Source organism: Rhodococcus pyridinivorans, from assembly GCF_900105195.1.
In the GTDB taxonomy this organism is placed as follows: Bacteria; Actinomycetota; Actinomycetes; order Mycobacteriales; family Mycobacteriaceae; genus Rhodococcus; species Rhodococcus pyridinivorans.
Genome location: NZ_FNRX01000001.1, coordinates 49,471 through 74,970 on the forward strand (window position 1 = coordinate 49,471; position 25,500 = coordinate 74,970).

General features: G+C 65.5%; 24 protein-coding genes and 3 pseudogenes. 11 read left to right on the plus strand and 16 right to left on the minus strand.

The features are described from left to right. Positions 1 to 3 precede the first annotated feature (3 nt). The 6 genes from ccsB to BLV31_RS00255 all read left to right on the plus strand — a co-directional run bounded on the left by ccsB (position 4) and on the right by BLV31_RS00255 (position 5,600). Entirely contained in the window at positions 4 to 981 is a 978-nt protein-coding gene (ccsB, locus tag BLV31_RS00230; RefSeq protein ID WP_006554179.1) for a c-type cytochrome biogenesis protein CcsB, read from the plus strand. A gap of 69 nt (positions 982 to 1,050) precedes the next feature. Next, complete coding sequence (gene lnt / locus BLV31_RS00235; RefSeq protein ID WP_006554178.1) at positions 1,051 to 2,628, plus strand: apolipoprotein N-acyltransferase; 1,578 nt, start codon at positions 1,051 to 1,053, stop codon at positions 2,626 to 2,628. A gap of 252 nt (positions 2,629 to 2,880) precedes the next feature. Next, positions 2,881 to 3,552 carry a M23 family metallopeptidase gene (locus BLV31_RS00240; protein ID WP_006554177.1) on the plus strand — a complete coding sequence of 224 codons (672 nt, stop codon included), beginning with the start codon at positions 2,881 to 2,883 and terminating at the stop codon, positions 3,550 to 3,552. 202 nt (positions 3,553 to 3,754) lie between these two features. Beyond that, a complete protein-coding gene (locus BLV31_RS00245) occupies positions 3,755 to 4,462 on the plus strand; it encodes a thioredoxin-like domain-containing protein (protein WP_033098563.1) in 708 nt (235 codons plus the stop codon). Positions 4,463 to 4,530: 68 nt separating this feature from the next. Then, positions 4,531 to 5,268: a DUF305 domain-containing protein gene (locus tag BLV31_RS00250; protein WP_033098562.1), complete on the plus strand. Its 738-nt coding sequence runs from the start codon at positions 4,531 to 4,533 to the stop codon at positions 5,266 to 5,268. 59 nt (positions 5,269 to 5,327) lie between these two features. Then, complete coding sequence (locus BLV31_RS00255; protein WP_006553277.1) at positions 5,328 to 5,600, plus strand: DUF4229 domain-containing protein; 273 nt, start codon at positions 5,328 to 5,330, stop codon at positions 5,598 to 5,600. A gap of 34 nt (positions 5,601 to 5,634) precedes the next feature. On the opposite strand, the gene BLV31_RS00260 is transcribed toward BLV31_RS00255, so the two are convergent. Together BLV31_RS00260 and BLV31_RS00265 are read right to left on the minus strand one after the other, a co-directional pair. Then, positions 5,635 to 6,870 carry an Nramp family divalent metal transporter gene (locus tag BLV31_RS00260; RefSeq protein ID WP_006553276.1) on the minus strand — a complete coding sequence of 412 codons (1,236 nt, stop codon included), beginning with the start codon at positions 6,868 to 6,870 and terminating at the stop codon, positions 5,635 to 5,637. A 123-nt stretch (positions 6,871 to 6,993) separates the two neighbouring features. Continuing rightward, a complete protein-coding gene (locus BLV31_RS00265; protein ID WP_006553275.1) occupies positions 6,994 to 7,563 on the minus strand; it encodes a copper resistance CopC family protein in 570 nt (189 codons plus the stop codon). Positions 7,564 to 7,736: 173 nt separating this feature from the next. Here BLV31_RS00265 and BLV31_RS00270 point away from each other — a divergent pair, with 173 nt between their 5' ends. Together BLV31_RS00270 and BLV31_RS00275 are read left to right on the plus strand one after the other, a co-directional pair. Further along, on the plus strand, positions 7,737 to 8,408 hold the full coding sequence (locus tag BLV31_RS00270; RefSeq protein WP_006553274.1) for a DsbA family protein: 672 nt from the start codon (positions 7,737 to 7,739) through the stop codon (positions 8,406 to 8,408). Next, the gene (locus BLV31_RS00275) at positions 8,405 to 9,034 is read left to right on the plus strand and encodes a vitamin K epoxide reductase family protein (RefSeq protein ID WP_006553273.1); all 630 of its coding nucleotides are present in this window, start codon (positions 8,405 to 8,407) and stop codon (positions 9,032 to 9,034) included. Before BLV31_RS00270 ends, BLV31_RS00275 begins: the two co-directional genes overlap by 4 nt. Before the next feature lie 106 nt (positions 9,035 to 9,140). Here the strand turns inward: BLV31_RS00275 and BLV31_RS00280 are convergent, their stop codons facing one another. The 7 genes from BLV31_RS00280 to BLV31_RS00315 all read right to left on the minus strand — a co-directional run bounded on the left by BLV31_RS00280 (position 9,141) and on the right by BLV31_RS00315 (position 16,774). Further along, on the minus strand, positions 9,141 to 9,776 hold the full coding sequence (locus BLV31_RS00280; RefSeq protein ID WP_006553272.1) for an Rv2732c family membrane protein: 636 nt from the start codon (positions 9,774 to 9,776) through the stop codon (positions 9,141 to 9,143). Positions 9,777 to 9,924: 148 nt separating this feature from the next. Then, positions 9,925 to 10,455, minus strand: a complete 531-nt coding sequence (locus BLV31_RS00285; protein ID WP_085989315.1) for a hypothetical protein — start codon at positions 10,453 to 10,455, stop codon at positions 9,925 to 9,927. 40 nt (positions 10,456 to 10,495) lie between these two features. Continuing rightward, positions 10,496 to 12,274, minus strand: coding sequence for an aa3-type cytochrome oxidase subunit I (gene ctaD / locus BLV31_RS00290; protein WP_039958315.1), 1,779 nt, complete (start codon positions 12,272 to 12,274; stop codon positions 10,496 to 10,498). A gap of 111 nt (positions 12,275 to 12,385) precedes the next feature. Continuing rightward, positions 12,386 to 13,333, minus strand: a complete 948-nt coding sequence (locus BLV31_RS00295) for a M56 family metallopeptidase (RefSeq protein WP_006553269.1) — start codon at positions 13,331 to 13,333, stop codon at positions 12,386 to 12,388. Further along, the gene (locus tag BLV31_RS00300) at positions 13,330 to 13,692 is read right to left on the minus strand and encodes a BlaI/MecI/CopY family transcriptional regulator (RefSeq protein ID WP_033098755.1); all 363 of its coding nucleotides are present in this window, start codon (positions 13,690 to 13,692) and stop codon (positions 13,330 to 13,332) included. The genes BLV31_RS00295 and BLV31_RS00300 overlap by 4 nt, the downstream gene beginning before the upstream one ends. 36 nt (positions 13,693 to 13,728) lie before the next feature. Next, entirely contained in the window at positions 13,729 to 14,391 is a 663-nt protein-coding gene (locus BLV31_RS00305) for a M23 family metallopeptidase (protein WP_006553267.1), read from the minus strand. Between the two features lie 370 nt (positions 14,392 to 14,761). Beyond that, on the minus strand, positions 14,762 to 16,774 hold the full coding sequence (locus BLV31_RS00315; protein WP_064061722.1) for a bifunctional copper resistance protein CopD/cytochrome c oxidase assembly protein: 2,013 nt from the start codon (positions 16,772 to 16,774) through the stop codon (positions 14,762 to 14,764). A gap of 206 nt (positions 16,775 to 16,980) precedes the next feature. Here BLV31_RS00315 and BLV31_RS00320 point away from each other — a divergent pair, with 206 nt between their 5' ends. Next, a complete protein-coding gene (locus BLV31_RS00320; RefSeq protein WP_039958313.1) occupies positions 16,981 to 17,904 on the plus strand; it encodes a cation diffusion facilitator family transporter in 924 nt (307 codons plus the stop codon). Positions 17,905 to 17,961: 57 nt separating this feature from the next. Here BLV31_RS00320 and BLV31_RS25270 read toward each other — a convergent pair. Then, positions 17,962 to 18,225: pseudogene (locus tag BLV31_RS25270) on the minus strand (arsenic resistance protein); the annotation flags it as partial. A gap of 95 nt (positions 18,226 to 18,320) precedes the next feature. On the opposite strand from BLV31_RS25270, the pseudogene BLV31_RS00330 reads away from it, so the two are divergent. Both BLV31_RS00330 and BLV31_RS00335 read left to right on the plus strand, forming a co-directional pair. Continuing rightward, positions 18,321 to 18,776 (plus strand): annotated as a pseudogene (locus BLV31_RS00330) (HAD-IC family P-type ATPase); the annotation flags it as partial. A 182-nt stretch (positions 18,777 to 18,958) separates the two neighbouring features. Then, positions 18,959 to 19,159 (plus strand): hypothetical protein, encoded by a 201-nt coding sequence (locus BLV31_RS00335; protein ID WP_006553262.1) that lies wholly within the window; start codon positions 18,959 to 18,961, stop codon positions 19,157 to 19,159. Between the two features lie 130 nt (positions 19,160 to 19,289). Here BLV31_RS00335 and BLV31_RS00340 read toward each other — a convergent pair whose 3' ends face one another. The 6 genes and pseudogenes from BLV31_RS00340 to BLV31_RS00365 all read right to left on the minus strand — a co-directional run bounded on the left by BLV31_RS00340 (position 19,290) and on the right by BLV31_RS00365 (position 24,431). Beyond that, positions 19,290 to 20,312: a hypothetical protein gene (locus BLV31_RS00340; protein WP_006553261.1), complete on the minus strand. Its 1,023-nt coding sequence runs from the start codon at positions 20,310 to 20,312 to the stop codon at positions 19,290 to 19,292. Then, a complete protein-coding gene (locus BLV31_RS00345) occupies positions 20,309 to 21,487 on the minus strand; it encodes a tyrosine-type recombinase/integrase (RefSeq protein WP_033098744.1) in 1,179 nt (392 codons plus the stop codon). The genes BLV31_RS00340 and BLV31_RS00345 overlap by 4 nt, the downstream gene beginning before the upstream one ends. Before the next feature lie 372 nt (positions 21,488 to 21,859). Beyond that, positions 21,860 to 22,027: pseudogene (locus tag BLV31_RS00350) on the minus strand (barstar family protein); the annotation flags it as partial. 117 nt (positions 22,028 to 22,144) lie between these two features. Next, positions 22,145 to 23,197, minus strand: a complete 1,053-nt coding sequence (locus tag BLV31_RS00355) for a DUF2637 domain-containing protein (RefSeq protein WP_081263503.1) — start codon at positions 23,195 to 23,197, stop codon at positions 22,145 to 22,147. Positions 23,198 to 23,331: 134 nt separating this feature from the next. Continuing rightward, positions 23,332 to 23,652, minus strand: a complete 321-nt coding sequence (locus tag BLV31_RS00360; RefSeq protein ID WP_006553234.1) for a hypothetical protein — start codon at positions 23,650 to 23,652, stop codon at positions 23,332 to 23,334. Next, positions 23,649 to 24,431 (minus strand): ParA family protein, encoded by a 783-nt coding sequence (locus BLV31_RS00365; protein WP_006553233.1) that lies wholly within the window; start codon positions 24,429 to 24,431, stop codon positions 23,649 to 23,651. The genes BLV31_RS00360 and BLV31_RS00365 overlap by 4 nt, the downstream gene beginning before the upstream one ends. Positions 24,432 to 25,500 lie beyond the last annotated feature (1,069 nt).

The following is a 25,500-nucleotide window of genomic DNA, read 5'->3' on the forward strand; positions in this document are numbered from 1 at the left end:
CGTATGCCGATTGACGACACCCTCGCCCGCTACTCCGACCTGAGCTTCGAAACAGCCTTCGCCATCTACTTACTGGCGCTGGTGCTGTTCATCGCCGAATTCGCGGCCGTGCGGGTGCGCCGTACCGCACCCATCCTCGCGGCCGCCACCACCTCTGCCACTTCTACCACCTCTGCGGTCCCCGCCGACAGGCCGGGCCGGGTCGCCGAGCCACCCCGGCGGGACCTTTCGGACCGGCTCGGCCGCATGGGCGTCAGCGTCCTCGTGATCGCCCTGATCTTGCACGTTGGTTCGATGGTGCTGCGCGGGCTGGCCACCGCGCGTTTCCCCTGGGGCAACATGTACGAGTTCGTCACCGTCACCTGCGCGGTGGGCGTACTTGCCGGGCTGATCGTGCTGCGCCGCCCGGCGCTGCGCGTGCTGTGGGCATTCGCGCTGATCCCGGTGCTGATCCTGCTGTTCGTCGCTGGCACCGTGCTCTACGCCGATGCCGCCCCGGTGGTGCCGGCGCTACAGTCTTTCTGGCTGCCGATCCACGTCTCGGTCGTGTCCGTCTCGAGCGGAGTTTTCCTCGTCTCCGGGGTGGCCAGCACGCTGTTTCTGCTGGCGTTGAACGCCGAAAAACGCCCGGATACCCGGCTGGCCCGACTCATGCAACGGCTCCCCGACGCCCGCGCCCTCGACCGTCTCGCCTACCGCACGACGATCTTCGCGTTCCCCTTGTTCGGTGCCGGGGTCGTCCTCGGCGCGATCTGGGCCGAAGCCGCCTGGGGCCGGTTCTGGGGCTGGGACCCGAAAGAAACCGTCTCGTTCATCGCATGGGTGATCTACGCCGCCTACCTGCACGCCCGGGCCACCGCCGGCTGGCGGGAAACCCGCGCGGCCTGGATCAACATTGCCGGGTTCGTATCTATGCTGTTCAACCTGTTCATCATCAACATGGTGGTCTCGGGGCTGCACTCCTATGCCGGACTGAACTGACACACCCTGGGCATGTGTACCTGTGTGTACAGGGGTCTGCGCGTCCGCCTAATAGGAGGGAACTCGTCGATGAGTGAGGGGGCCACCACCGTGGCGCTCCCTACCTCGGTGCGCCGCCGCGGACCGGAGTTGTCGGTGCCGGTGCGTAGTGCGGCATCGATTCTGGCCGGGCTGATGCTCTATGCCAGTTTCCCACCCCGCACGGGATGGTGGTTGGCCCCGCTCGCCATTGCCGTGCTCACCGCCGTACTGCACGGCCGACGCAGGCGCGCCGGCTTCGGCTACGGCTACCTGGCCGGGTTGGGGTTCTTTCTGCCCTTGCTGCCCTGGGTCGGTGTCTACGTCGGACCAGTGCCCTGGTTGGCGCTTGCAGCGATCGAGGCGCTCGCGGTCGGGATATTCGGCGCCCTGGCCGCGGCGCTCAGCCGCCGCCCGGCGGCCCCGGTATCGATTGCCGCCGCCTGGGTGGTCACCGAAGCAATACGCGCACGGATTCCGTTCGGAGGATTTCCGTGGGGACGGCTGGCCTTCGGGCAAGCCGAGGGGCCACTTCTGCAGCTGGCTTCCCTTGCTGGGCCTGCCGGTGTGGGCTTCGCCGTCGCGGTGATCGGCACCGCGGTGGTCACAACCGTGATCGCTGCGCGCGAGCGGCGGCCTGCGGTCGCGATGGGTTCGATGCTGCTGGCAGCGGTCGCATTTGCGGCGGCACCGCTCGTCGGGATGCGCGACTCCGCCCGCTTCCCGGCATCGACGGTCACGGTCGCGGCCGTGCAAGGCAACGTGCCGCGAATGGGGCTCGATTTCAACGCCCAGCGTCGGGCCGTGCTCGACAATCACGTCGCGGCGACCGAACGACTTGCCGTCGACGTGGCGTCGGGTCGCGCGCCCCGGCCGCAGCTGGTGGTGTGGCCGGAGAACTCCTCGGACATCGATCCGCTGCGTCAGGCCGATGCCCACGCCGAGCTCGATGAGGCCGCTGCCGCCATCGGCGTGCCCATCCTCGTCGGTGCCGTGCTCGACAACGGGGACGGCACCAGCGGTAACAGTGCGCTGGTGTGGGATCCGGTGACAGGTCCCGGGGCCCGGCACCTCAAGCGGCGCCTGGTGCCATTCGGGGAATATCTGCCGCTGCGCCCGGTGATCGAGCGCCTGTGGCCGGCGGCCGCGCAGGCAGGCCGGTTCATCCCCGGAGACGGTACCGGCCGGGTCGAGCTCAACGGCGTACCGGTGGGGGTGGCGACCTGTTACGAGGTTGCCTTCGACGATGCGGTTGCCGAGTCGGTGCGGGCAGGCGCCCAGTTGCTGGTAGTGCCCACCAACAACGCGACCTTCGGCCGCACCGAGATGACCTACCAGCAGCTGGCCATGTCTCGGCTACGGGCGGTAGAGCACGGGCGGTCCGTGGTGGTCGCGGCTACCAGCGGCGTCAGCGCTCTGATCACTCCCGACGGCGCGGTCACCAACCGCAGTGCGATGTTCACCGCCGACGTCCTCGTCGGTGAGCTGCCCCTGGGTACCCGACTGACCTGGGCGACCCGGCTCGGTTCGGGCCCTGAGGTGCTCGCCGCCGCGGCCGTGATGTGGATCCTGCTCATCGGTCGCCAGAAGGCCCACACCCACCCAATTACTAAGACAGGTAGTTTTTAGCGCCTTCTTAGTATATCGTTTCGTTATCTTACCCGTCGCGGCAACGGCGGATCTACATCGAAAGAGCATGTCAGGAGCGTTATTGTGGGACGGCACCATGCATCAACCCGGAACCAAATCCGTTACCTTACCGATATAGAACCGGGTTCCGCGCCAGGATCCGAAGGACGCCGGGGGCGGCACCGGGCGCCGACGAACCGCGCCACGACCGGGGCATGTGCATCGTCGGTCGCGACCGGCGCACTGCTGATCGTGGGATCTCAGATTCTCGCTCCGGGCACCGCGGCTGCCCAGCCGACCTCGGGTGGTGTGCATGCCGCCGCGCCTGCACCGGTCCCGTTGCCAGCCGAACTCGCAGCACTGGCCGCTCTGCCGGAGGTCGAGGCGGCGCTCGACCAACTCGCCGCGGTTCCGGGTTTTCCCGCGGTAGTGTCCCCTGCCGCCACTGTTCCGGCCCTGCCGTCGAGCTCAGCGGTGCCGACAAACGCAGCCTCCTGGGCGACACCGACACTGCAGCCCCTCGCCGTCGCTCCGGTCTCGGGCACCTTGACCTCCGCGTTCGGACCGCGATGGGGTTCGTCCCACGCCGGTCTGGACATCGCCAACAGCATCGGCACCCCGGTCTATGCTGCCGCCTCGGGCACCGTGATCGACTCCGGCCCGGCCTCCGGGTTCGGTCTGTGGGTCCAGGTCCGGCACGATGACGGGTCCACCAGCACCTATGGCCACATCAACGAAACGCTGGTTGAGGTAGATCAGCGTGTGCAAGCCGGTGAGCAGATCGCCACCGTCGGCAATCGTGGTCAGTCCACCGGTCCGCACCTGCACTTCGAAACCACCGATCCGGCCGGTACGAAGGTAGATCCGACCCAGTGGCTGCAGCAACGGGGTGTACCCCCGACAGACCTGTCGCGGATGGCATAGCCGCCGCGTCGGCTCGGCGATGGCAGCCTCCGACGGCCCCCACGTGGAAAACTATGATTTATAGTATTTACGGTAGGGCGACGGCCTATCGGTGCCGAGGAAGGCAAACGCGGTGAACAGCTCAGACAAACCGAAGTCGCAGACGCCCCGAAAGCGACCGGGACCGCTCCTCCTAGCCGACTCGCACCGGGTGCCGTGGCCGATGATCGGCGCTGCCGTGGTGATCATCGCCCTGATCGGGGCCATCGCGTACAACCTCGTCCCGAAGATCTCCGAACGCACCGAGGCCCAGAAGTACGTGCCCAGTGCGGACAACCCCGATCCGTCTGCGGTGATCGACGGGGTGGAGAAGATCGACTACCCGGCCGGAACGCATGTGCAGGCACCGCAACGGGTGGCCTACGACCAGACTCCCCCGATGGGGGGCCCACACGATCAGTACTGGGCCACCTGTACCGGCACGGTTTATTCCGAACCGATCCGCAGCGAGAACGCGGTGCATTCGCTCGAACACGGCGCGGTGTGGATTACGTACGACCCGCAGAAGGTCACCGGGGACGAGGTGTCAACATTGGAGGCGAAGGTCGACGGCCAGCCCTACACCCTGATGTCGCCCTATCCGGGCTTGCCATCCCCGATCTCGGTGCAGTCCTGGGGCCACCGCCTCGCGCTCGATGACTCCGAAGACGATCGACTCGCCCAGTTCATCACTGCCTTGCGCCGAAACCCCAACACCCACCCCGAGGCAGGTGCCACCTGCTCCACCACTCCAGGCAGTTTCGATCCGAGCGCTCCGCCGCCGTTCGATGCGTCCGCGCCGGGGCCGGACGCCGTCCCCATGACCGTGGGCCAGCAGTCTGCCCCCGCCGCCCCGGCGACAGGCTCGAACCTCGGACCCGGCAATGGCTGAGTCCGACGACACTCCCGTCCTCACTGCCCCCGCCGCCCCGGCGACAGGCTCGAACCTCGGACCCGGCAATGGCTGAGTCCGACGACACTCCCGTCCTCACTGCCCCCGCCGCTCCCGCTGCCGGTGGATGGGCCAGGCTCGGCCGCACGCTCGCCGTGGGTGTGTTCGCGCTCGTCGTCGGTCTCTATCTGGGTATCGGTGCCTCGGGACTGAGAGGCGGTCATCCCGAGCCACCTGCACAGGACTCGGTCGAGGTTGGCTTCGCCCAGGACATGTCGGTGCACCACAGCCAGGCGGTAGAAATGTCGGCCATGGCGCTGACCAACGCGACCGACCCGGCGGTCCGCACCCTCGCCTACGACGTGCTCACCACCCAGCAGGGCCAATGGGGCACGATGCAGGGCTGGTTGGCCGTATGGGACCGACCGCTGCAGGCGGCCGGGGAACCGATGACCTGGATGCGCGCTACCGAGGACAGCGCCGGGACGGCGGCAGGTATGACCGAGCACGCGGCGATGCCGCCCGGATCGGCCATCCAAGGACCACGGATGCCCGGGATGGCCACCACCTCCGAACTCGACACGCTACGACGCACCACCGGCCCCGCATTCGACACCCTGTACCTGCAACTGCTGCTTCGGCACCATCAAGGCGGCCTGCCGATGGCACGCTACGCCGCGGCCAACGCCACCGAACAAGTGGTCACGACGCTGGCCCGACAGATCGCCGACACCCAGCAAGCCGAATCGACGACGATGCAGCAACTACTTACGGCCCACGGCGCCGCACCCTTACCGATGAACTGACCGGCGAAACTGCCAGGACCCGGACCGGCACCGTCCCGGGTCGGCGCTCAGGAGCGATCATGAAACAGTCGTCGACCATGCGGGTGTCCCGCCTGGTGTTCCTCTACACCGCAGTCCGTCTGGCGGTGGTCGCCGGCTGCGCCGGCGCCGCGGTGGCCGGCGTCCACCTTCTCGGACTCGAGGTGTCGCTGACGTGGACGCTCCTTGTCGGTGTACTCGCCGGGATAGCAGTGTCGCTGGTAGCCCTGCATCGGCTGCGCACCCGGATCAACGACGAGATCCGCATCATCGATAACCAGCGAAAATACCCACCGAAACGGCCCCGGCCCTGATCCTCATCAATCCGATGTTTCGGAACGGACGCAGTCAAGGCCGCGCCGTCAAATAGATCAACACCAAATTGAGCGCCGTGATCGTGGCAGCAATAACCCACGCCACCATGGTGGTGAGCCGATGGTTGACGTCGATGCCCATCAGCGCCCGATCGCTGGTCAGACGCACCAGAGGGATCAACGCAAAAGGAATACCGAACGACAGCACCACCTGCGAGAGCACCAGGGCCCGGGTCGGATCCGTCCCGAGCGCGACCACCACCAACGCCGGCACCAGGGTGATCAAGCGCCGCGCCAGCAGCGGTATCCGTCTGCGCAGCAGCCCGTCCATGATCAAGGACCCAGCGTAGGCACCCACCGAGGTCGACGCGAACCCGGAGGCCAACAGGCCCAGCGCGAACAGCAGCGCTACCGTCGAGCCGAGTTCTAGGCCCAGCGCCGTGTGCGCCTCCTCGATCGAATCGACCCCCTCCCGGCCCTGCAACGTTGTCGCGGCCGTGAGCAACATGGCCAGATTCACCGTGCCCGCCACCACCATGGCCAGTCCGACATCCCAGCGTGTGACCCGCAGCAGCACGGCCCGTCGCGGACCGGGCTCGGGATGACCGTGACGATCCCGGACCAGTCCCGAGTGCAGGTACACCGCATGCGGCATCACGGTCGCACCGAGCATGGCCGCCGCGAGCAGCACCGATTCGGCACCGTCGAAGCGCGGCACGAGTCCTGCGGCCACGGCGTGGGCGGGGGGCGGGGCAACGAAAAGGCTGGTGACGAACCCGATCGCGATGACCAGCAACAGACCGGTGATGACCCGTTCGAAACCGCGCTGACCACGCGTGTCCTGCACCAGCAGCAAGAGCAACGAGACCGCTCCGGTGATCAACGCTCCCGTCAGTAGCGGGAGATCGAACAGTAGGTTCAGGGCGATGGCGCCGCCGATGACCTCGGCCAGGTCGGTAGCCATGGCGACCAGTTCCGCCTGTCCCCAGTACGCCAAGCGCGCCGGTAGGGACATGCGCTCGCGGAGCACCTCGGGCAACGACCTGCCGGTGACCAGACCGAGTTTGGCGGACAGGTACTGCACCAGCGCGGCCATGACATTGGCCACCACGATGACCCACACCAGCAGATAACCGAACTGGGCCCCGGCACTGACGTTGGAGGCCACGTTGCCCGGATCGACGTAGGCGATAGAGGCGACGAATGCCGGTCCGAGAAGAGTCCCACGGCGCCACCGTTGCACTGGCCCGACATTGCGCGTCAGCGTCATCCGCCCTCCAAAAGGTTTCCCTGAATTAAAAGTCAGGGGAACCGAAATTTCAAGAAGTCGCGGTGTGCACAGAGTCCCGGCGAGGAGATGACTGCGGGCAGCACCTCCTCGCCGAGTCCGGTGTCAGCTCTTCCGGAAGGCGCGCATTGCCGCCCAGGTGCCCCCGGCGATGACCAGCACCCCCAGTACTGCGAACCCCAGCAGCAACGGAATCGACGAGCCTGAGGACTGTGAGTCCTCAGGGGCAACCTGCGCTTCGGTGGTCTCGGGCTCGGCTGCGCCCGACGAGGGGGACGCCTCCTGAGCCTCGGAGGTCGGTGTCTGCCCGGCCGCCGCGGTGACGGTGAAGGCGTAGGAACCGGTGATGGGATGGCCGTCGGCGGAGACGACCCGGTAGCCGACGGTATACTCCCCTGCGGTCAAGGGCTCCGGGATGGCCAGCCGCACCCGTTCTGCGTCGACAATCGCCTCGGAGCTTCCCCGTTGAGTGCCCGAACTGTCGGTAAGTGTCACGGTGGCGAAAGCGGTGTTGATGGGTTGGTTGAACTCGAGTTCGATTCCGTCCGGGGAACTTGCCACCGTGGCGTCGGCGGCGGGAGTCGAACCGATCAACATGCTGTGAGCTTGCGCGGGCGCGACGCCGAGGAGCAGCACCGCGGCGGCCGCGGCGAAGATCGTGATGAGTCTGGTCATGGGAACATACTTTCTCGGCTCCCTACCCCGGCGCAGCGTCCGGCGCGGTGGCCTGTCGAGAGAACGCAAAGGGTGCTGATCGGGGTCTACCCTAGCCCATCTACTATGTACCGTAGTTTTACGGTTGGTCGGTGACGCTACCGGCTCGCTCAGACACCGAGACGGACGAGAATATGAAACTGACGACCAATGTGAAAGTGTCCGCGGCTCTGGTCGCCCTGTTCGTGGTGTTGTTGTCGGTGTTGCTCTACACCAATAGGGCCGGGACGAACGCCGGGACGACTGGCCAAGAGGCGCCCGGCGCTGCCACGGCACCGGTGTGGACCCCAGATATCCGTACCTTGTCCACGGCCCCCGACGACAAGGTCCAACTCGTCGAATTCCTTGATTTCGAATGCGAGTCCTGCCGGGCCTTGTACCCGGTGATGGAACAAATCCGCAACGAGTACGTCGGGCGGATCGACTTTGGGATCCGCTACTTCCCCATTCCCAGCCACACCAACAGCCATCTGGCCGCACGGGTCGTCGAAGCCGCGGCCCGGCAAGGGCGTCTCGAGCCGATGTATCAGCTCATGTACGACACCCAGGCACAGTGGGGCGAGTCGAGCCAGTCCCAGGAAAAAGTATTCTGGGGTTTTGCCGAACAACTGGGCCTGGATATGGCCGCATTCGAGCGGGACGTCAACGATCCCACCGTCAGCGCGCGCGTGGACCGGGACTTCGACGACGGTCTTACCCTCGGTGTACAAGGCACACCCACCCTGTTCCTCAACGGCGTCGAGCTGCCCCCCATGCCCACCTACGAACAGCTACGGGCCCGGATCGACGCGGCGCTGGCCGAGTGAGCGCCCCGACGCGTCCGGCGGCGCCTGCCACCGACGAGGCGTCGGGTCGGACGCTCGGCAGCACGGGGGTGGGCTGGATCCTCGTTGTCTGCGGCGCAGCGGGGCTACTAGCCTCGCTGGTACTCACCGTCGAAAAGTTCGCCGTGCTGGCCGATCCGGCCTATCGGCCCTCGTGCAGCATCAACCCGGTCATCAGCTGCGGGTCGATCATGACCTCGTGGCAAGCGGAACTGTTCGGCTTCCCTAATCCGTTGCTGGGCGTCATCGGTTTCACGGTCGTACTGACCACCGCCGTAGCGGTCCTGGCCGGGGCCGGCGTGCCCCGCTGGTATTGGAACGGCCTGTTCGCCGGCCTGACCGCGGCGGTCGCCTTCGTGCACTGGCTGATTTTCCAGAGCCTCTACCGGATCGAAGCGCTGTGCCCGTACTGCATGGTGGTGTGGCTGGTCAGCGTGCTCGGCTGGTGGTATTGCCTGCTGCACCTCGAGGCGGTGCAAAAACATCGACCGTTGCGGTCATGGCAGCGGCTGCACCGGCTGCATGCAGTGGTCCCCACCGTCTGGACGCTGACTGTATCCGCCCTGGTAGCGCACGCCTTCTGGCCGTACTGGCAGACCCTGATCTGACAAAAGTTTCCGGGTAGCGGCAGCCTCCGCTCACTCACGGCGCATCGAGCGATATTCTCCCCATCGCGAGGTACCTTTTGCGAGGCGCGCGGGAATGCTCGGACGACTACGTGCCGTCCTCGCGTGGTGGAGGAAGCCGGTGCAGGTACTGCTCGGGCAGCTCGGATTCGGCAGCCCGACGGGCAGCCTCGGCCTCGACCATCTGCGACGACCGCGCCCAAACCACCTTGATCCAGTGGTACGCCAGGACGGTCATCGCTCCCCACCCCAAAAACAAGCCGATGCCCGGGCCGGCCCCACCGGCGACGGGATCGAGGGTCTGCCGCGACCACACGGCAAGCACACCGAACACGATCGCCAGCGTGCACCCGGCGCTGGCAAACCAGGCCAGCACCCATCGTCGGGTCACCAGCGCCAGCATCGAGAGCACGATCCCGAACACCGCTGCCAGCACCAAAAAGATCCGCGAAGGAAGGGTGATGGTTTCGGCCTGTGCCACCGTAGAGCCGGCCAGCACCTGCCAGCCGTTGGCGCCACCGTTGTGCGGAAGTGAGAACGAGACCGCCACCACCACCACCACTGCAGCGACCACCACCGCACGCATCCCGGGATCGATCTGTCCGGCGACCCTCTTTTCGGCGGCCGCCAGCTCCTGTCGACGGTGGACCGGATCGGGGTAGACAGTCGACTCGTCGCCGGGCTGTACCTCGTCCGGATCACTACGGTCACCCGACTCGCTCATAACTCGACCTCCGCCCTGGGAAAATGTTCCGGTGACCGCGACCGTCCAAAGCGGAGCAGACCGGTCGGCCCTCGGATGGATCCAGCCCGATCCGTCCGAGGACCGACCGGCGCAGGTACCCGCACCCCTCGGACCAGGCACCAGCCCTCTACCCGGGATCGACCAGCACCTGTGCCTGGGGCTCGTCCCGCCACAACTGCGCAATGATCGCGCAATACGACCCCGCGGTAGCGGACCAGGTCGCGGAGGCATCGACTACCCCCAGCCCCCGGCCGATAACTCCGGCCGCGAGCAGCACCGCCCGATTGGCCAGTGCCGCAGCCGGACTGCCACGCTCGACGACGGTGCCGGCCAGGTCCGCCGCCACGTCGAAGAGCTCTGTCGGCACGGCCGGTACCGACTCGGTTCCTAGGCCATGCTCGCGCAGGTGCGCACCGGCACGAAGATGCCGATCCACCTGCCCGAGAACATGTTCCAACGCACGCACATGTCGGCGCAACTTACCCGGCTTGCCGATGTGCGCGGCGGTGATCGGCGGCAGGCGACGTAACCGTTGAGGATCCGGAAGCCCTGCATGCTCGAGCGTCACGGCGGTCAGGTCTCGGATGAGCCAGTCGGCCAATGCCGCGGTGGCTCGGTCTGTTGCCGGCACGGTCACCACCGGCATGTTGGTCTTCAACGGTATTTTCCGATCTTTCGGCGCCGAGACGGCGAACGATTTATTCCTTCGTATCGGTGCGTGCCGAGGCCTCGCCGGTGCTCCGCGGTTCGGCAAGCTCACGCTTAGCGATTTCGGTGCTCCTGGGCGCACCACCGAAACCCACGTGTGCCTCGGCCCTCATGCGTTCGACCATGTGCGGGTAGTGCAGCTCGAACGCCGGCCGTTCGGAGCGGATCTGCGGCAGTTCGGTGAAGTTGTGTCGCGGCGGCGGGCAGGTAGTCGCCCATTCGAGCGAGTTGCCGTAGCCCCAGGGGTCGTCGACAGTGACGATCTGCCCGTAGCGGTAGCTCTTGAAGATGTTCCACACGAATGGCAACACCGAGGCACCGAGGACAAAAGATCCGATCGTCGAAATCGTGTTCAGGGTGGTGAATCCGTCCGAGGGCAGGTAGTCGGCGTACCGGCGGGGCATGCCTTCATTGCCCAGCCAGTGCTGGACGAGAAAGGTGGAATGGAAGCCCAGAAATGTCAACCAGAAATGCCACCTGCCTAGGCGCTCGTCGAGCATTCGACCGGTCATCTTCGGAAACCAGAAGTAGATACCCGCATAGGTCGCAAACACCACGGTGCCGAACACGACGTAGTGGAAGTGCGCCACCACGAAGTACGAATCGTGCAGCTGGAAGTCCATAGGAGGGGAGGCCAGGATCACGCCCGACAGGCCGCCGAAGAGGAAGGTGATCAAAAAACCCACGGAGAACAACATCGGTGATTCGAAAGTCAACTGCCCCTTCCACATGGTGCCGATCCAGTTGAAGAACTTCACTCCGGTCGGGATGGCGATCAGGAAGGTCATGAACGAGAAGAACGGCAGCAGCACCGCGCCGGTGGCATACATGTGGTGCGCCCACACCGCGATCGACAGGGCCGCGATGCCGAGGGTGGCGTAGATCAGGCCGGTGTAACCGAAGATCGGCTTCCGGGAGAACACCGGGAAAATCTCGGAGACGATGCCGAAGAACGGCAGCGCGATGATGTAGACCTCGGGATGACCGAAGAACCAGAACATATGCTGCCAGAGCATCACTCCGCCGGTGGCGGGATCGAAGAGGTGACCGCCGAGTACCCGGTCGTATAGCAGCCCCATCAACGCTGCGGTCAGCAGCGGAAAGGCGATGAGGATCAGGATGGAGGTGACGAGAATGTTCCAAGTGAAGATCGACATCCGGAACATCGTCATGCCGGGGGCTCGCATACACACGATGGTGGTGATGAAGTTGACTGCGCCCAGGATGGTGCCCAGTCCTGAGATGGCCAGGCCCACGATCCATAGATTTGCGCCCATGCCGGGGGAGTGCACTTCCGTGCTTAAAGGCACATACGCGGTCCAGCCGAAGTCGGCGGCGCCGCCGGGGGTGATGAAGCCGCCGACTGCAACGAGGGATCCGAACAGATACAGCCAGTAGCTGAAGGCGTTCAGCCGGGGGAATGCGACATCGGGCGCGCCGATCTGCAGTGGAAGGATGTAGTTGGCAAAGCCGAACACCACAGGAGTGGCGTACATCAGCAGCATGATCGTGCCATGCATGGTGAACAGCTGATTGTACTGCTCATTCGAGAGGAACTGCAGACCCGGCGCGGCCAGTTCGCTGCGCATGATCAGGGCCATCAGGCCTCCGATAGCGAAGAACGCGAACGCGGTCACCAGGTACATCTGACCCAGTACTTTCGGGTCGGTCGTGGTGATCATTTTGTGGATGAACGCACCCTTGGGGCCGCGCCGCGCCGGCATGGGGCGGGTAGCGGCAGGCCAGGGTGGCGGGGCGAGAGCGGTCATGTGCTGTCCGATCCGAAGTTTCGCGCGAGCGCACGGTGATGAGACGCCCTCGAGCGTACCTAATTACTATGCTGCATAGTAATTAGGGTCGGTTCGGTCGCCCGTGCCGGATCATGCCTGAGCGAGGGTCAGGCACACGGCCGCGGAGGTCGCCGCCAGCCCGACCAGCGCGGTAGCGACAGGCATAGCCATCGACAACGCCGCAGCTGTGGCGTACGACACCTTCGGGCACCGCGTCCGCCAGCTCACGCGCAGCTTGAGCAGTCGCAGCGAGATCTCGTTGCTCAACCCCAAGGTCCCGGCCGGCTGCGGCAATGTCGAAGCGGAGACCACGGTCAGCGCCGAGCACACCGTCGCCGTGCTGGTGGCGCGGGCAGCGTGCTGATCAGCGGTCAGTTCGACCAGGGTTTTGACCGCGGCCGGGGCGGCGGCGAACAACGGCACTGCCGGAAGCACCGCGGCCAAGATGTCACATGTGGTGACGATCAGGTGGTGACTGCCTCGCAGGTGTGCCCGCTCGTGGGCCAGGACAGCATCGCGTTCGGAACCGCTCAGACACTGCGAGAGCCCGTCGGTAGCCACCACGAATCCGGGTCGGCCGGCCACGCTGTAGGCCATTGGCATCGGGTGCGCCAGCCACATCACACCGTCGTCGCGGGAGTGGGCGACGATGGAGACCACATCACGGTGGTAGTCGAGTAGACGGGTTTGTTCTCTGGTGTACCGCCGACCCAGGATCACGGCTCGCACGGTTATGGTGAGCAGGGCCAGGGCTCCGGTAGCGGCCAGGGTTTCGGTGATCCACGGCTGCATCGCGTGGGAAACCGCGGACAGACACCGCACCACGGCCTCGACCGCGGTCTCGGCAGGCGCATGGTCGGGCCAGGCCAAGGTGACCACCGCGGAGGCGCCGAAGAACAAGGCCCCGGCTATGCTGCCCAGCCACGCCGCCAGCAGGACTCCGGGAGGCACGGAGGTGGCGGCGAGCGGACCGAGCATTCGCGGGGCCGCCATCGAGATCAGGGCGGCGCCGAGCAACAGGACCAGGGCCAATGTCATTGGTCGGCGGCCCGGCCCGTCCAGCCCCGGCGCAGGGCATCGTATTCGCGGTCGCTGACCGTCTTGGCGAAATGCAGCAGCACCGCGCTGGGGTCGGTGCTGCTGTCGAGCAGGGCGCGCAGTGCCTCGGAGGTGGCTTCCTCCCGGCTGCGTGAGGGCGAATAGTAGTAGGCGCGACTGCGTTTTTCTCGCTGCACCCAGCCCTTCTCATACAGATGGGTGACCACGGTCAAAATGGTGGTGTAGGCGAATTCCTTGCGATCGCGAAGCCGTTCGACCAGGCCATGGACCGACTGTGGCTCGTCGGTCGACCACAGTTCGTTCATCACCTCGGCTTCGAGACCCCCCAACCTGTGTATGGCTTCCCTCGCAGACATTCGCCGATTATCCCTTATCTATGTGCGTGCATCTGACGCGATCTGAACCCCTCGTGCGTTCAACCATGCCATGGGATCGGCCTTCTGGCCGTCCGGTCCCCACACTTCATAGTGCAGATGTGGCCCGGTCGATTGTCCCCGATTGCCCACGGTGGCGATCTGTTCCCCGGCTCGCACGCGCTGACCTGCAGAAACCAAGGCCTGATCGATGTGCCCGAACACCCCGATCGTGCCGTCGTCCTGCAGGATTCGTACCCACAGTCCGAAGCCGGAGGCGGGACCGGCCTCGAGTACCGTGCCATCGGTCACCGAGACGATCGGGGTGCCGATCGAGTTGGCGATGTCGAGCCCGTAGTGGCTCGTGCCCCAGCGGGGTCCGAAGTTCGACGTGAGCGTGCCACTGACAGGCATCAGCGTTTTTGGGCGGCGCGCCTCGGCCTCTTGCATGAGTCGGCGCTCCTCCCGGATCCGTGCCCGGTCGAGTTGATCCGCGAAGTCTGCCAGCATCGGCACCTGCACGGCCTGCAACACCTGGGGGGCCTGGGGTAGCACATCCGTAGGGGCTGAGGGTTGCGACGCGGCCTCGATCTCGTCGCTGACCGTGGGAGGGACCGAGGCGGCATGGGCGCTCGAGGTCGTTGCTGCCAGCAGCGCGCCTGCCGCTACCGACACGGCCAGCACGCGTCCGCTGGTTCCTGGGCTCGTTCGGCGATGCGCGCCTTTGCTTCGGATCGGCCTCGGGGCGAGGGCGTCCGCATGCTCGGCAAGGGCATCCCGATGCTCGATATCGAGACGTTCTACCGGGTCCAGGACAGCCACTGTCGTCGGGAAAGCAGCGTCATCGCGACCTGCGTCGATGGGATCGGTCGGCTCGGGAACAGGCCACGCTGCAGTACTACAGTCAGAGCGGCGGGGAACGACGAGTTGGGGCTCTGGTTTACGGTGTCGGGCCAAGATCGCATCCTCAAGAAGGCACCCGCTCGCGTGATAACGAAACGGTGACGGACACCGACACGTTACTACTATTCTGCATAGTTTCAATACCGGATCGTTACCCGGTCTCCGATTCGCGCTTGGGGTCGTGGCCGGAGTCAGCGGCGTCGGCTGCTGCCGCGGTACGAGAGTGTGGGTGCAGTCCGTTCAGCATCGCGTTGTACGCGGCCAGTTCGCGATCTCCCTCGCGGTCGACCTGGTCGTTCCGCTTCCGGGCACGCTGGTTTTCGATCGAACTCCATCGCACGAGCGCGAGCACGGTGGCCAGTAGCAGCGGTAGCTCGCCGACGGCCCACGCCAGGTTTCCACCGAGTCGCTGATTGGCAGCCAAGTCGTCGAACCAACCCAGTTGCAGTGAGGTATAGAACTCGGCGGCGATCACAAAATCCGCCATGATCAGGGCGACCAGAAAGAACGCGTAGCCGGCCAGCGCGACCGCCACTGCTCCCACGCGCGTCAACGGTCCCTGCGGCACGGGGACAGGATCGATCCCGACGGTGACCCAGAAGAAGACCAACCCCACCGCCAGCAACCACATATCGAGCACCATGCGTCCCGGGTAGGAGCCGCCGTCGTACAGTCCTCCGAGATACAACAGGTAGAAGGTGCCCACGAGCACCACCGCGGCCACCAGGGGATGGGTCACCCATCGCAGTGCGGTGCTGGCGAAAATCGCCCGCATCCAGTCGCGGGCTCCTGGAACTGCATCGCTGGGGCCGGAGCGAACCGCGCGGGCCGCCAAGGTGAGCGGAGCGCCCAGAACCAAGCACATGGGCACCACGATCGCCAGCGCTGCGGATGCGGGCAGGTGCACGCTGAACGCCGCCGGGGCGTAGCGCCCGACCCCGGAGGATGTCACCAGAAGCAACACTAGACAGCCGAGAAGCCAGGACACGGTGCGCCGGACCGGCCACGGCTGCCTCACTGCACGTAGCCTCCGCACTCCCAGCAGGTAGAGCGCTGCCAGCACGACCGCTGCGGTTCCCAGTAACAGATCGAACCGCCACTCCGTCAGCAACCTGCCCAGCGTCGGGGCACCATCGAACCCGTACCCCAAGACTTCGTCGACCAGGCTGGGTTCGCGACGTTCGCCCAATGGCGGCGGAGTACGGCCCAACGCCACCCCGAGTCCAATCGTGGCCGTCAGGACCGCAGATTCGATTACCGCCAAGCGTATGAACGTCCCCCGATTCGACGCGTCGGCGGCCAGAGCCGTGATCGCCACCGTCCGTTGGCGCCAGCCCAGCCACCCCACTACACCGAGTGCGACGACCTTGGCCAGGACCACAAGTCCGTAGGGGCCGGACAGAAACTCCCGAAGCGGAACCCGCACCAGAGCATTAATTTTTCCCGACGCAGCCATCACCACGAATGCCACCGTCGCCAGCGCGGAGAACCGGCGTGTGGCGACATCGAGATGTCCGCCACCACGCACGGCGTGCAACACCAACGCTGCCAATCCCCCGGCCCACAGTCCGGCCGCCACCAGATGAAGTATCAGGCTGTTGGTGGCAAGATCATGCGATCCGCCCCCGGCGGAATGTCCCGTCAACGCGCGTGGCATCAGGCTCCCTACCGCCAGGACCAGCAACAACGGTGTCCACCGGTGCTGCAGAATGAGGCGGCATCCCAGCCCCACCGCGGCAGCCATACACGCGGTCCACAGCCAGGCGGTGGATGCCTCGATTTGCCCCACCGACTGCACGAACGGAACCGGATCGGCGAACACGGTGCTCAGTGGTTGGCCGGAGGTGTCCGACAACGACAGAGGAATCAGCACCAGCGCCGATCCTGCCCATAGCGCTGCAGCCGCGCCCGCAGTCCGCACCGCGCGGTAACCGTCGACATCGAGCAGCCCGGAACGCTGTGGTGGTACCAGCACCGCCGCCACCAGCAACGACCCGATCATCACCACCGCCGCCACTTCCCCTATCGCGGTGGCGGCCGGGAGTCCGTATCTCGTGAGCACTCCTGGATCCGGCAGCCCGAGCAACCGCAGAACCTCGCTGCTCGACACGGCCGCCAGGGCGGCCGCCACCAGGGCCGCGCCTGCCGTCCAAGAGACCATCATGCCGACTACAGCTCTACTGGTACCTGCCACGGAAAACCTCACCTCGTCCGTTGTTCGCCCGTTCCCGCCGGCCGAACCTGCAGGCCGCGCCTCGCCGCCGAAATACTATGAAGGATAGTTGATCGTGCCGATCCAATTTTCGCGACCATCCTATATATTCATGCGCATATGACTATATGATGTCGGTGTCTTGAGAAAGGAAAACGATGAGCCACGGACACGGACACGGCCTCTCGCCCGCCCAAGCCACCAGCGCCTCCGGCCGACACGTCCGACGGTTGTGGATCGCCGTGGCCCTGGGCCTGGTGACCTTTGTGCTCCAGGTCGTCGTCGGACTCTCCACCTCGTCGCTGGCCTTGCTCTCCGACTCCGCGCACGTGTTCACCGACGTGTTCGGCGTGTTGATGGCCGTCACCGCTATCACCGTCGCCCAGCGTGCCCGCACCCGACCGGACCGGACCTTCGGCCTGTACCGCACCGAAGTGTTCGCCGCCCTGCTCAACGCACTCCTGCTGTTCGGCGTCGCCCTCTGGATTCTCTACGAAGCCCTCCAACGACTGTCCGCCCCACCCGAAGTCCCCGGCCTGCCCGTCACCATCGTTGCCGTGGTCGGCCTCACCATGAACGTCATTTCGTTTCTCCTGTTGCGCGCCGGCGCCAAGGAGAGCATCAACGTCCGCGGGGCCTACCTCGAAGTCCTGGCCGACATGCTCGGTTCGGTCGGCGTGCTTATCAGCGGTGTGGTGACCATCGTGTTCGGCTGGCGGTACGCCGACCCGCTCATCGGTGTCGCCATCGGACTCTTCGTCCTGCCCCGGGCCTACAATCTCGGCCGACACGCGATCGGCATACTGCTCCAACAAGCCCCGAAGAGTATCGACATCACCGAGGTCAACGCCGCCCTTAATGCCCTTCCTGGAGTCCATGAATCCCACGACCTGCACGTCTGGACTCTTACCTCGGGCATGGAAGTGGCCTCTGCACATCTGGTCACCGAATCCGACGCGGACTCCACAGCCGTGCTCACAGCGGCACAAACCTTGTTGGCGGAACGCTTCGGCCTCGAACACGCCACCCTGCAGGTCGAACCCCACGACGGCGAGGGACGCTGTCGCGAACTCTCGTGGTGACCTCCACAGACCCACCAGGAGTCCCTGGGACGAACACGGCGCACGCTGCAGCTCCTTCGATCCTACGGTCACTGTCGCCGAGGCTGCGATGGCCAGTTCGAAGTTGTTGCCCGCGGCGGTGAACGCCAGGGTGGTGGTGCGCTCGTAGCCCAGACCGATCGCGGCGCCGAACAGGAACCCGCCGCCCCACATGAGGACAAAATAGGTGAGCAGAGGCAGAGCGATGCGCACGACGTCCCATGGCTGCGACGTGATCTGTTCGCCCTGGAGCGCGAATAGGAGCACGATCGTGAACAGCAACCCGTACAGCGTCCACGGCCCAGCCGGTCGACAGAGGCAGCACTCGCCAGTTCGACACGCTCTTCGGCAGCTAGACCTATTCCGAGGTCGCCGATCTGATCGCTGAGCCGCTGCGCCTGCAGGCCGGGCTGCTGCCCGACGGCAAGGTCGCCGCCGTACGCGCGCTGCAGGCCGACGGAGCGAAAGTGGTCGTCGTCGGAGACGGCATCAACGACGCTCCCGCGCTGGCCGCTGCGCATGTCGGTATCGCCATGGGTGGCGCGGGATCGGATCTGACCTTGCAGACCGCCGACGCGGTCGTCGTCCGTGACGACCTCACCGCCATCCCTGCGGTGATCCACCTGGCCCGGAGGGCTCGACGCCTGGTCATCGCCAACCTCGTCATCGCCGCCTCGGTCATCGTGGTCCTGGTGACCTGGGACCTTGTCGGCACGCTGCCGCTGCCGCTGGGAGTGGCGGGTCATGAAGGCTCCACCATCCTCGTCGGTCTCAACGGACTGCGATTGCTGCGAGAGACCGAATGGCGCCGTGCTGTCCGCACAGACCGACACAGTTCCGCTGCGCACGTGTGACCTCGCCACCGTTAGTCATCTGGCCGAATCCACCTTCGACGCTCACCTGTCTCATCTGCTTCAGGTGGTCACCGATTTCGAAGAGCATGGCATCGGTTTTCCCTCGGTGACCGCATCGATACTGTGGTAACGAAGTGCTCCATCTCCGATGTCACAGAATGTACGTCTATGGAAGGCACCTGATGCTGCGCAAGTTCGTCGTCGTGACCGCTGTGACCGCCGCGCTCGGAGCGGGTTCGATGGGTACCGCTGCTGCGGACACCGCCCCACCCGTGCCTGCCCTCAACTTGTGCAAGTGGGAGCGCTTTACGCCGGAGTGCATTGCACTGTGGTTGGCGGGCGTGGCGACCGGCTCGGCGGGATCCGGTTCTGCCTTGTCCTGATCGACGGCGCTCGTTAACTGTGGCTCTGGCGCACTCCTGTGGGATGCGTCGGAGAGAATCAAGACCGACGACAACTGCATGAATGCACGGCATGCGTGCACGTCCAGCGGGCGACTCCATCAGACTCCCTTCACAGTCCCTCAAGCACCCCCATCAGGTCCTCGAGGAGCGCATCGGTGCGGGCTTCGATCTCGTCGAAGACGTCGGTGAGGTCTTCGAGGGTCTGGTGATCGCGGCGGCGGGCGGTGGTACCGCGGTCGTAGTAGCCGGCGTCGAGGTCGATCTCAGGCTCGACCCAAGCGTCGACATCGTCTTGCGGGGGAACGGGCAACACCTTCCGTACCGGGGCCCGGCCGGACAGGTGCGCCCGGGTCAGCGCCGACACCGATTGCGGGGTCATCGGCTGCGCGTGTGGGAGGTGTCCCCAGCGGTCGATCGGACACAACAGCGGTTGCCGAGCCTGTTCCGCATCGAGCGGATCGGTGATGATCTCGCTCGGGTCGGTGAGGTGATGGCGCAGCAGATGGGTGCCGGGATACTGGTCGAGGAACGCCTGGATCTGCGCCCACCGCTGGTAGATCGCGACCGCGGGGTTGTCCCCGGTCTCGGAATCCGGTGGGAGACGGAATCTTTCGCCGGTCCGGGTGGTAACCACGAGGGTGTTGCCGTCGAGGCGGAGGTCGCGGCGGCGCAGCCGGGTGAGGTCGGTGAAGGTCATGCCGGTGGCGGCGAGGACCAGCAGGAGCGCGTCGCGGCGGCCGAACAGTCCGCTCGGCCATCCCTCGACAGGTAGTTCGGCCGCCCGCTGCACCAGAAGGCGCCCGAGCCGGTCGAGACGCGAAGCACGAGTGGTGTCGAGGTGCCGGCGCACCATCTCGGTCCGCCCCGGGGCGGGATAGCCGTGCCCGGTGTGGACGGCGTTGATCGCCGACAAGCGGCGCCGCTGCGTCGCGACCACGGCCGGGTGCTCGTGCAGGAACAACGCCAGGGATTCGGGTGCGGCGGGGATGGGATGGTGGTCGGCGGCGGTGCACCAGTCGGTGAACAGGGCCCAGTCATGGCGGTAGCGGGCGGGGATCCGCAGGTCGAGGTCGGCATCGTGAACATCGGTGCTGCGGAAGAACTCTCGTCCGGCGCTGGCGCTCACGGTCACAGGCCGAGATTGGTGACGGCGTTGCCGATGAGTGGTGCGTGTTCGCGGGCGTAGGTCTCGAGCATGGCGGGGGTGGTGTGACCGGTCTGGCGCATGATCGCGTGCGCGGAGGCGCCGTTGCGGAAGGCCTGGGTGACGAATCCGGCCCGCAACGAATGACCACCGAGCTGTTTGACGATGTCGGGGTCGTAGCCGGCCTGTTCGGCGCGGCGCCGGATCGCTTTGTGTACCGCCGCCCCCGACAGGACAGTGTCGGAGAGGTTGCCGTGCTTGCGGATCGCCCGCAACCACGGCGAGGACGGCGCCATGCGTGGTCGCGATCCCCGGCAGACGTGCGCCTCGAAGGGTTCGGCGGTGCGGAGCAGCCGGATGACGGCGGGGCGGCCCCCGGTGTCGAAGGCGGCGACGACCTGCGCCCACCGCATCCACGCACACGGCGGGCAACTGACGTGGCTGTGCGTGAACGGCAGGGCCCGGATACTCCCCCGCCCTTCCTGATCGGTCTTCGATTTCCGGAGTTTGATGTGCAGCCCGTCGAGCCGGTGCAGCGACACGTCGCTACAGGTGAGCGCGACGAGTTCGCTGCGGCGAAACGCCCCGGCGAAGCCCACCAAGAAGATGGCGGAGTCGCGGCGTTCGAGGACCTCCGCGGCCCAACTGCCGGTATCGGCGCGCATCTTCTCGACGATGGTGACGATGTCGGCGGTGAGCAACGGCGCCCGCGGGGTGCGGGGCCGCTCCCCCGCCGCCGCATAGTCCCGGCGGATCCCGGACAGGGTCGCGGTGACCAGCTCGTCCGCTCCGGGGGCGGGGTGGCCGGCGCGGCGGTGGTGGAAGCCGATCCCGGCGACCCAGCGGGCCAACGTCGAGGGTGAGTAGGCCCGCTCCCCCACCTCCGACACCGTCGATGCCGCGTCGTGGAGGTAGGCGGCGACGGTGAGCGGATGCGCCGGCAGCGGGGCGTGTCCTTCGCGCTGGCACCAGGCGGTGAAGCGTTGCCAGTCGGCGGCGTAGTTGCGGCGGGTCGACTCCGACCGCGACCGCCCCGCTGTCCCGGCCACCTGCACGAGGGTCTCGGTCGGCAACACCGGCACCGACGGCGCAGCTGGGGCCGACTCGGTCGGCACAGGCACGGAAACGTCGTCCGGACGGTGGCTGATCAGGTCATCGGGCACGAAACAGGAGCCTACCGTCCCGCACCGACGCTCTCGAGCAGGAAAAGGCGCTCAACAGGTGTTTCGGGGGCGATGGTGCGCTAATGGCAATTAGCAGCACTGACTTCGCGCAAACCGTGAGTGACGAGTGGCCGGGTTGCCTTATCGTGCGGTTTTGCGTGGTTGTAGGTGTTGAGATGCAGCGAAGACGAGCGAGATCGGCGAGGCAGATTAACTGGGCCGGCAGCAGCTTATAAGGGCTCTGAGCTGCGGTTTCCCGGAATGGCGCCTTGACCAGCGCTCTCGTCTCACCGAGCCTCTGTCAATCTGTAGCGGCGTGTCCTGTCAAACTTCACTGCATCTCGACAGTTGTTGTCGAGATGCAGTGAAGATGTCTTCGGGTGTGCCATATCCGCCGGTCAGACAGTCAGCGAAGGCATCCAGATTGCGACCAAAATACCCACCGAGCCCCGATACTGCTTCGCCCACAACAGAGAGAAAATCCTCGAGCGACCGAATGCGACGGCCGTCGATGAAGTACACGGCATCTCCTTTCGGCATTCCAGCTCCATCCTCATCGTCACCGTCCCGACCTTCCGCACAATCTGCCGGTCGCAGTGCATAGGCGGCGGACAGCGTTCTCCGCCGCCGCTTGAGGCAAGGTTCCGATACGGAGGTCTAGACGAGGGAGGGCTCTTTCACCGGATCAGCGGTCTCGATTGCAGGCAATGGCGGGACCAGGAACCCTTCGGTTTCGGCCGCCTGACAGAACTGCCGCCACCGCCGGCTGACGGTGGACTTGTCGATCTGCAATCGGTGAGCAACATCGATCTGCCGCAGTTGCGGGGACTTGATCATCATCGATGCCACGACTTGCACGGTCTCGTGGAACTCGGAGTCGGCGAGGAATCGAAGCAATCCCTCCTGGGTCTGCGCATATCCGTTGCGCGTGACGGACACCGCAGGTTGTCCCATTGTTGTCGGCTCGACAACCGAGTTGCAGGCGAAGGTGGGTGTTCCCGAAGCAGTTGCATCGCTCTGTTCGGTCACGGGCCCGCCCTGCAACGGTGCGTGCGCGGCGCTGTGAGGGGTTGCCAGACCGCCGTCAGCGGTTGCGCCGTCTCCGGGAGCATGAGGCTCGGGACGCACCGCGATCCGAGGCGCGGTGGCAGAGACAGTCGAAGCGGGTGTCACGGTGTTGGTAAGCGCCGGAGTACCGGGAGAGGGTTGGTTGCGCTGGATCATCATCACGAACAAGTGGAACAACGCAAGCCACAGCAGCGGGAAAATCGCGGCAAACAGCGCTCCGATCCAGGGGGCCTGCGGAACGAACCCGAGGTCCTCCCCTGCTGCAACTCGGGCAAGGTTGCGCTCAGCTGTCTGCCAGGCATGGAAGGCGTTGCCGACCACACTCAACAACACCGTCACCACGGCCAACGTGGCGCAGTACGCAAGGGTGTATCGGCCGCGGCCGGAGATGCGGAAGATGACATAGCCGGCGGTTGCAGCAGCTTGGGCAACGTCGATGGCAACCGGCGCCATCCATGCTCGTCCCGGTTGCACACCGACCTCGATCGCCAGGGCTCGAAGTGCATCGAACGACAGGATGAAGGACAGCGCTGCGATGAACAGGGTCATGGCGGCCACGGTCACCAACGACAGTGTCATCTGTCGGCTCACGGGCAACTCAGTTCGCAACGCGGTTGCGGGCGGGGTTGTATCGTCGGGCATGACCGGATGGTGTCCTTCCTGACGGGTGGTAGTCCTGGTCAACGGTCCCCTTGCAGTTGCAGCCGCGTAGGGGACCTGCACTGCGTGCGTCGCGGGCCTGCAACGCACGCAGTGCTGGGGGTCGTAGTGCTACGTCAGAGTCCGTGCTTGTCGAGGTACTCCTGCAGCGCCTTGTCGGTAATCGACGCCTCGCTGATGGTTCGGTCTCCCGTCTCGTAGCGAAGTTTGTCCACTCCCCTACGCAGCCGCGCCTTGATGCTCGGACGGATTCGCGTGTTGTGCGTCGCCGACAGGCCCTCTGCCGGATCGGTGTCGCTTCCCGTCACTGACGGCGTGACCGAACGTGCAGGTACTGGGGTCGGCGCGGGCGTTGATTGCTCGATGCGCGTGGGGCGTTCGGGCAGTTCTTCGGCGGGGTGGGTCTTGCGGATCGCCGGCTGACGTTGTGCGGTCACGATGCACCTCCAGTGGTGAGAGACAGTTCGGCAAGAAGATCGCTGTAGGCGGTTTGAAGAGAAATCGCGCGACCACCTCGGAATTGATGGATCGGTGTCCGTGCGCTGTGCGCGTCCTGACGAGTCGCCAGTTCCGGAATGATCGTGCGGGCTACGAGATCGCCATAGACCTCCCGCAGCTCGGTCTCCCGGAAGTTGTGCTCGGCGGTGCCGCGGCGGCGGCTGAGAACGATCTTGTCGAAGTTGAGGCGAGGGTTGGCACGTTTGCGCACCGTACGGATGGTTTCGTCGAGGCGTTCGACGCCATGCACACTGTCGATCGTCGGTTCGGTGACAGCTACCACCCCGTCACAAGCGATGAGGACGGCGAACAGGACCTTGCCCAAGCTTGGTGGACAGTCGAACAGCACGACGTCGTAGGGACTCAGATCCAGGCCTTCGAAGGCGACATCGAGGCGGAAAACCAGGTCGTTTGAGCCATCGGACTCGATTTTGCCGAGCTCCTCGTCTGCGGGAATCAGGTCGACTCCGCCCCAGTCGGTCGCTATGACGGCATTTGCCGCGCCACCTTCGACGGTCTGGTTCATCAGGTGGTAGGTGGTGAGCATGTCGCCTTCGACGGTCACACCGAGGCCGTTGGTGGCATTGCCCTGAGAGTCGGCATCGACGACAAGGACCTTGCCCCCTTTCGCTGACACAGCACTGGCCAGGCCGAGTGCTGTTGCAGTCTTGCCCACGCCGCCCTTCTGATTGGCAATGGCGATCTTGCGTGGTTGCATTGCGCACCTTTCAGTCGATGATCCGAGTCCGTGTTGCATCACGGCGCGTTCCTCGCGTGGCTTGCGTTGCAGGCGTGCCGTGCGTGGCGTGCCGACAGTGCAATCCTTGCGTTCCTCGCGTGGCTTGCGTTGCAGGCGTGCCGTGCGTGGCGTGCCGACAGTGCAATCCTTGCGTTCCTCGCGTGGCTTGCGTTGCAGGCGTGCCGTGCGTGGCGTGCCGACAGTGCAATCCTTGCGTTCCTCGCGTGGCTTGCGTTGCAGGCGTGCCGTGCGTGGCGTGCCGACAGTGCAATCCTTGCGTTCCTCGCGTGGCTTGCGTTGCAGGCGTGCCGTGCGTGGCGTGCCGACAGTGCAATCCTTGCGTTCCTCGCGTGGCTTGCGTTGCAGGCGTGCCGTGCGTGGCGTGCCGACAGTGCAATCCTTGCGTTCCTCGCGTGGCTTGCGTTGCAGGCGTGCCGTGCGTGGCGTGCCGACAGTGCAATCCTTGCGTTCCTCGCGTGGCTTGCGTTGCAGGCGTGCCGTGCGTGGCGTGCCGACAGTGCAATCCTTGCGTATCTCGCGTGGCTTGCGTTGCAGACACGCCGTGCAACATACGCAAAATATGCATTGCGTGCACGCAATGCACGCAATGCGCGCGAGACATGCAATGCACGCAATGATCGCTCTGCACGCGCAGCCTACTTGCGTGACGTACACGCATTGCACGCAGTGCATGCACGAGACGCGGAATGCTGATCTGAAAGGGCCTGATCACCCGCTCCTCCCGATCCTTCATGGGAGAGGGTCGATGGCATTGCCGACAAGGCCGGCCAACAGAAGAAACGAAAAGGTAGGCCAGCATTGCTGACCTTCTCCGGGATGGATGGGTAGGGCCGCTTACTACGACGGGTGGCGGGGGAGGGGCGATCGTCGTGCGCGCATCTGCATACGTGGTGCCACATATCACATGTTGAACCCGTAGAACTCGGTACGATGCCCACGGTCGAATCTCCGGATTCGCCGATGTTCCGTCGGGGGGATGTCGGCTGTCGACGCGATCGCTGCGACCCCTCGACTTGTTGTGTGCCGA

Coding starts and splice junctions, on each gene's coding strand:
- BLV31_RS00270 (WP_006553274.1), top strand. CDS start 7,737: ATGAAACTGACGACCAATGTGAAAGTGTCCGCGGCTCTGGTCGCCCTG.
- BLV31_RS00245 (WP_033098563.1), top strand. CDS start 3,755: ATGATCGGCGCTGCCGTGGTGATCATCGCCCTGATCGGGGCCATCGCG.
- BLV31_RS00355 (WP_081263503.1), bottom strand. CDS start 23,197: ATGCCCGACGATACAACCCCGCCCGCAACCGCGTTGCGAACTGAGTTG.
- BLV31_RS00280 (WP_006553272.1), bottom strand. CDS start 9,776: ATGAGCGAGTCGGGTGACCGTAGTGATCCGGACGAGGTACAGCCCGGC.
- BLV31_RS00335 (WP_006553262.1), top strand. CDS start 18,959: ATGCTGCGCAAGTTCGTCGTCGTGACCGCTGTGACCGCCGCGCTCGGA.
- ccsB (WP_006554179.1), top strand. CDS start 4: ATGCCGATTGACGACACCCTCGCCCGCTACTCCGACCTGAGCTTCGAA.
- BLV31_RS00315 (WP_064061722.1), bottom strand. CDS start 16,774: ATGATGGTCTCTTGGACGGCAGGCGCGGCCCTGGTGGCGGCCGCCCTG.
- BLV31_RS00250 (WP_033098562.1), top strand. CDS start 4,531: ATGGCTGAGTCCGACGACACTCCCGTCCTCACTGCCCCCGCCGCTCCC.
- BLV31_RS00295 (WP_006553269.1), bottom strand. CDS start 13,333: ATGACATTGGCCCTGGTCCTGTTGCTCGGCGCCGCCCTGATCTCGATG.
- BLV31_RS00265 (WP_006553275.1), bottom strand. CDS start 7,563: ATGACCAGACTCATCACGATCTTCGCCGCGGCCGCCGCGGTGCTGCTC.
- BLV31_RS00365 (WP_006553233.1), bottom strand. CDS start 24,431: ATGCAACCACGCAAGATCGCCATTGCCAATCAGAAGGGCGGCGTGGGC.
- ctaD (WP_039958315.1), bottom strand. CDS start 12,274: ATGACCGCTCTCGCCCCGCCACCCTGGCCTGCCGCTACCCGCCCCATG.
- lnt (WP_006554178.1), top strand. CDS start 1,051: ATGAGTGAGGGGGCCACCACCGTGGCGCTCCCTACCTCGGTGCGCCGC.
- BLV31_RS00260 (WP_006553276.1), bottom strand. CDS start 6,870: ATGACGCTGACGCGCAATGTCGGGCCAGTGCAACGGTGGCGCCGTGGG.
- BLV31_RS00255 (WP_006553277.1), top strand. CDS start 5,328: ATGAAACAGTCGTCGACCATGCGGGTGTCCCGCCTGGTGTTCCTCTAC.
- BLV31_RS00320 (WP_039958313.1), top strand. CDS start 16,981: ATGAGCCACGGACACGGACACGGCCTCTCGCCCGCCCAAGCCACCAGC.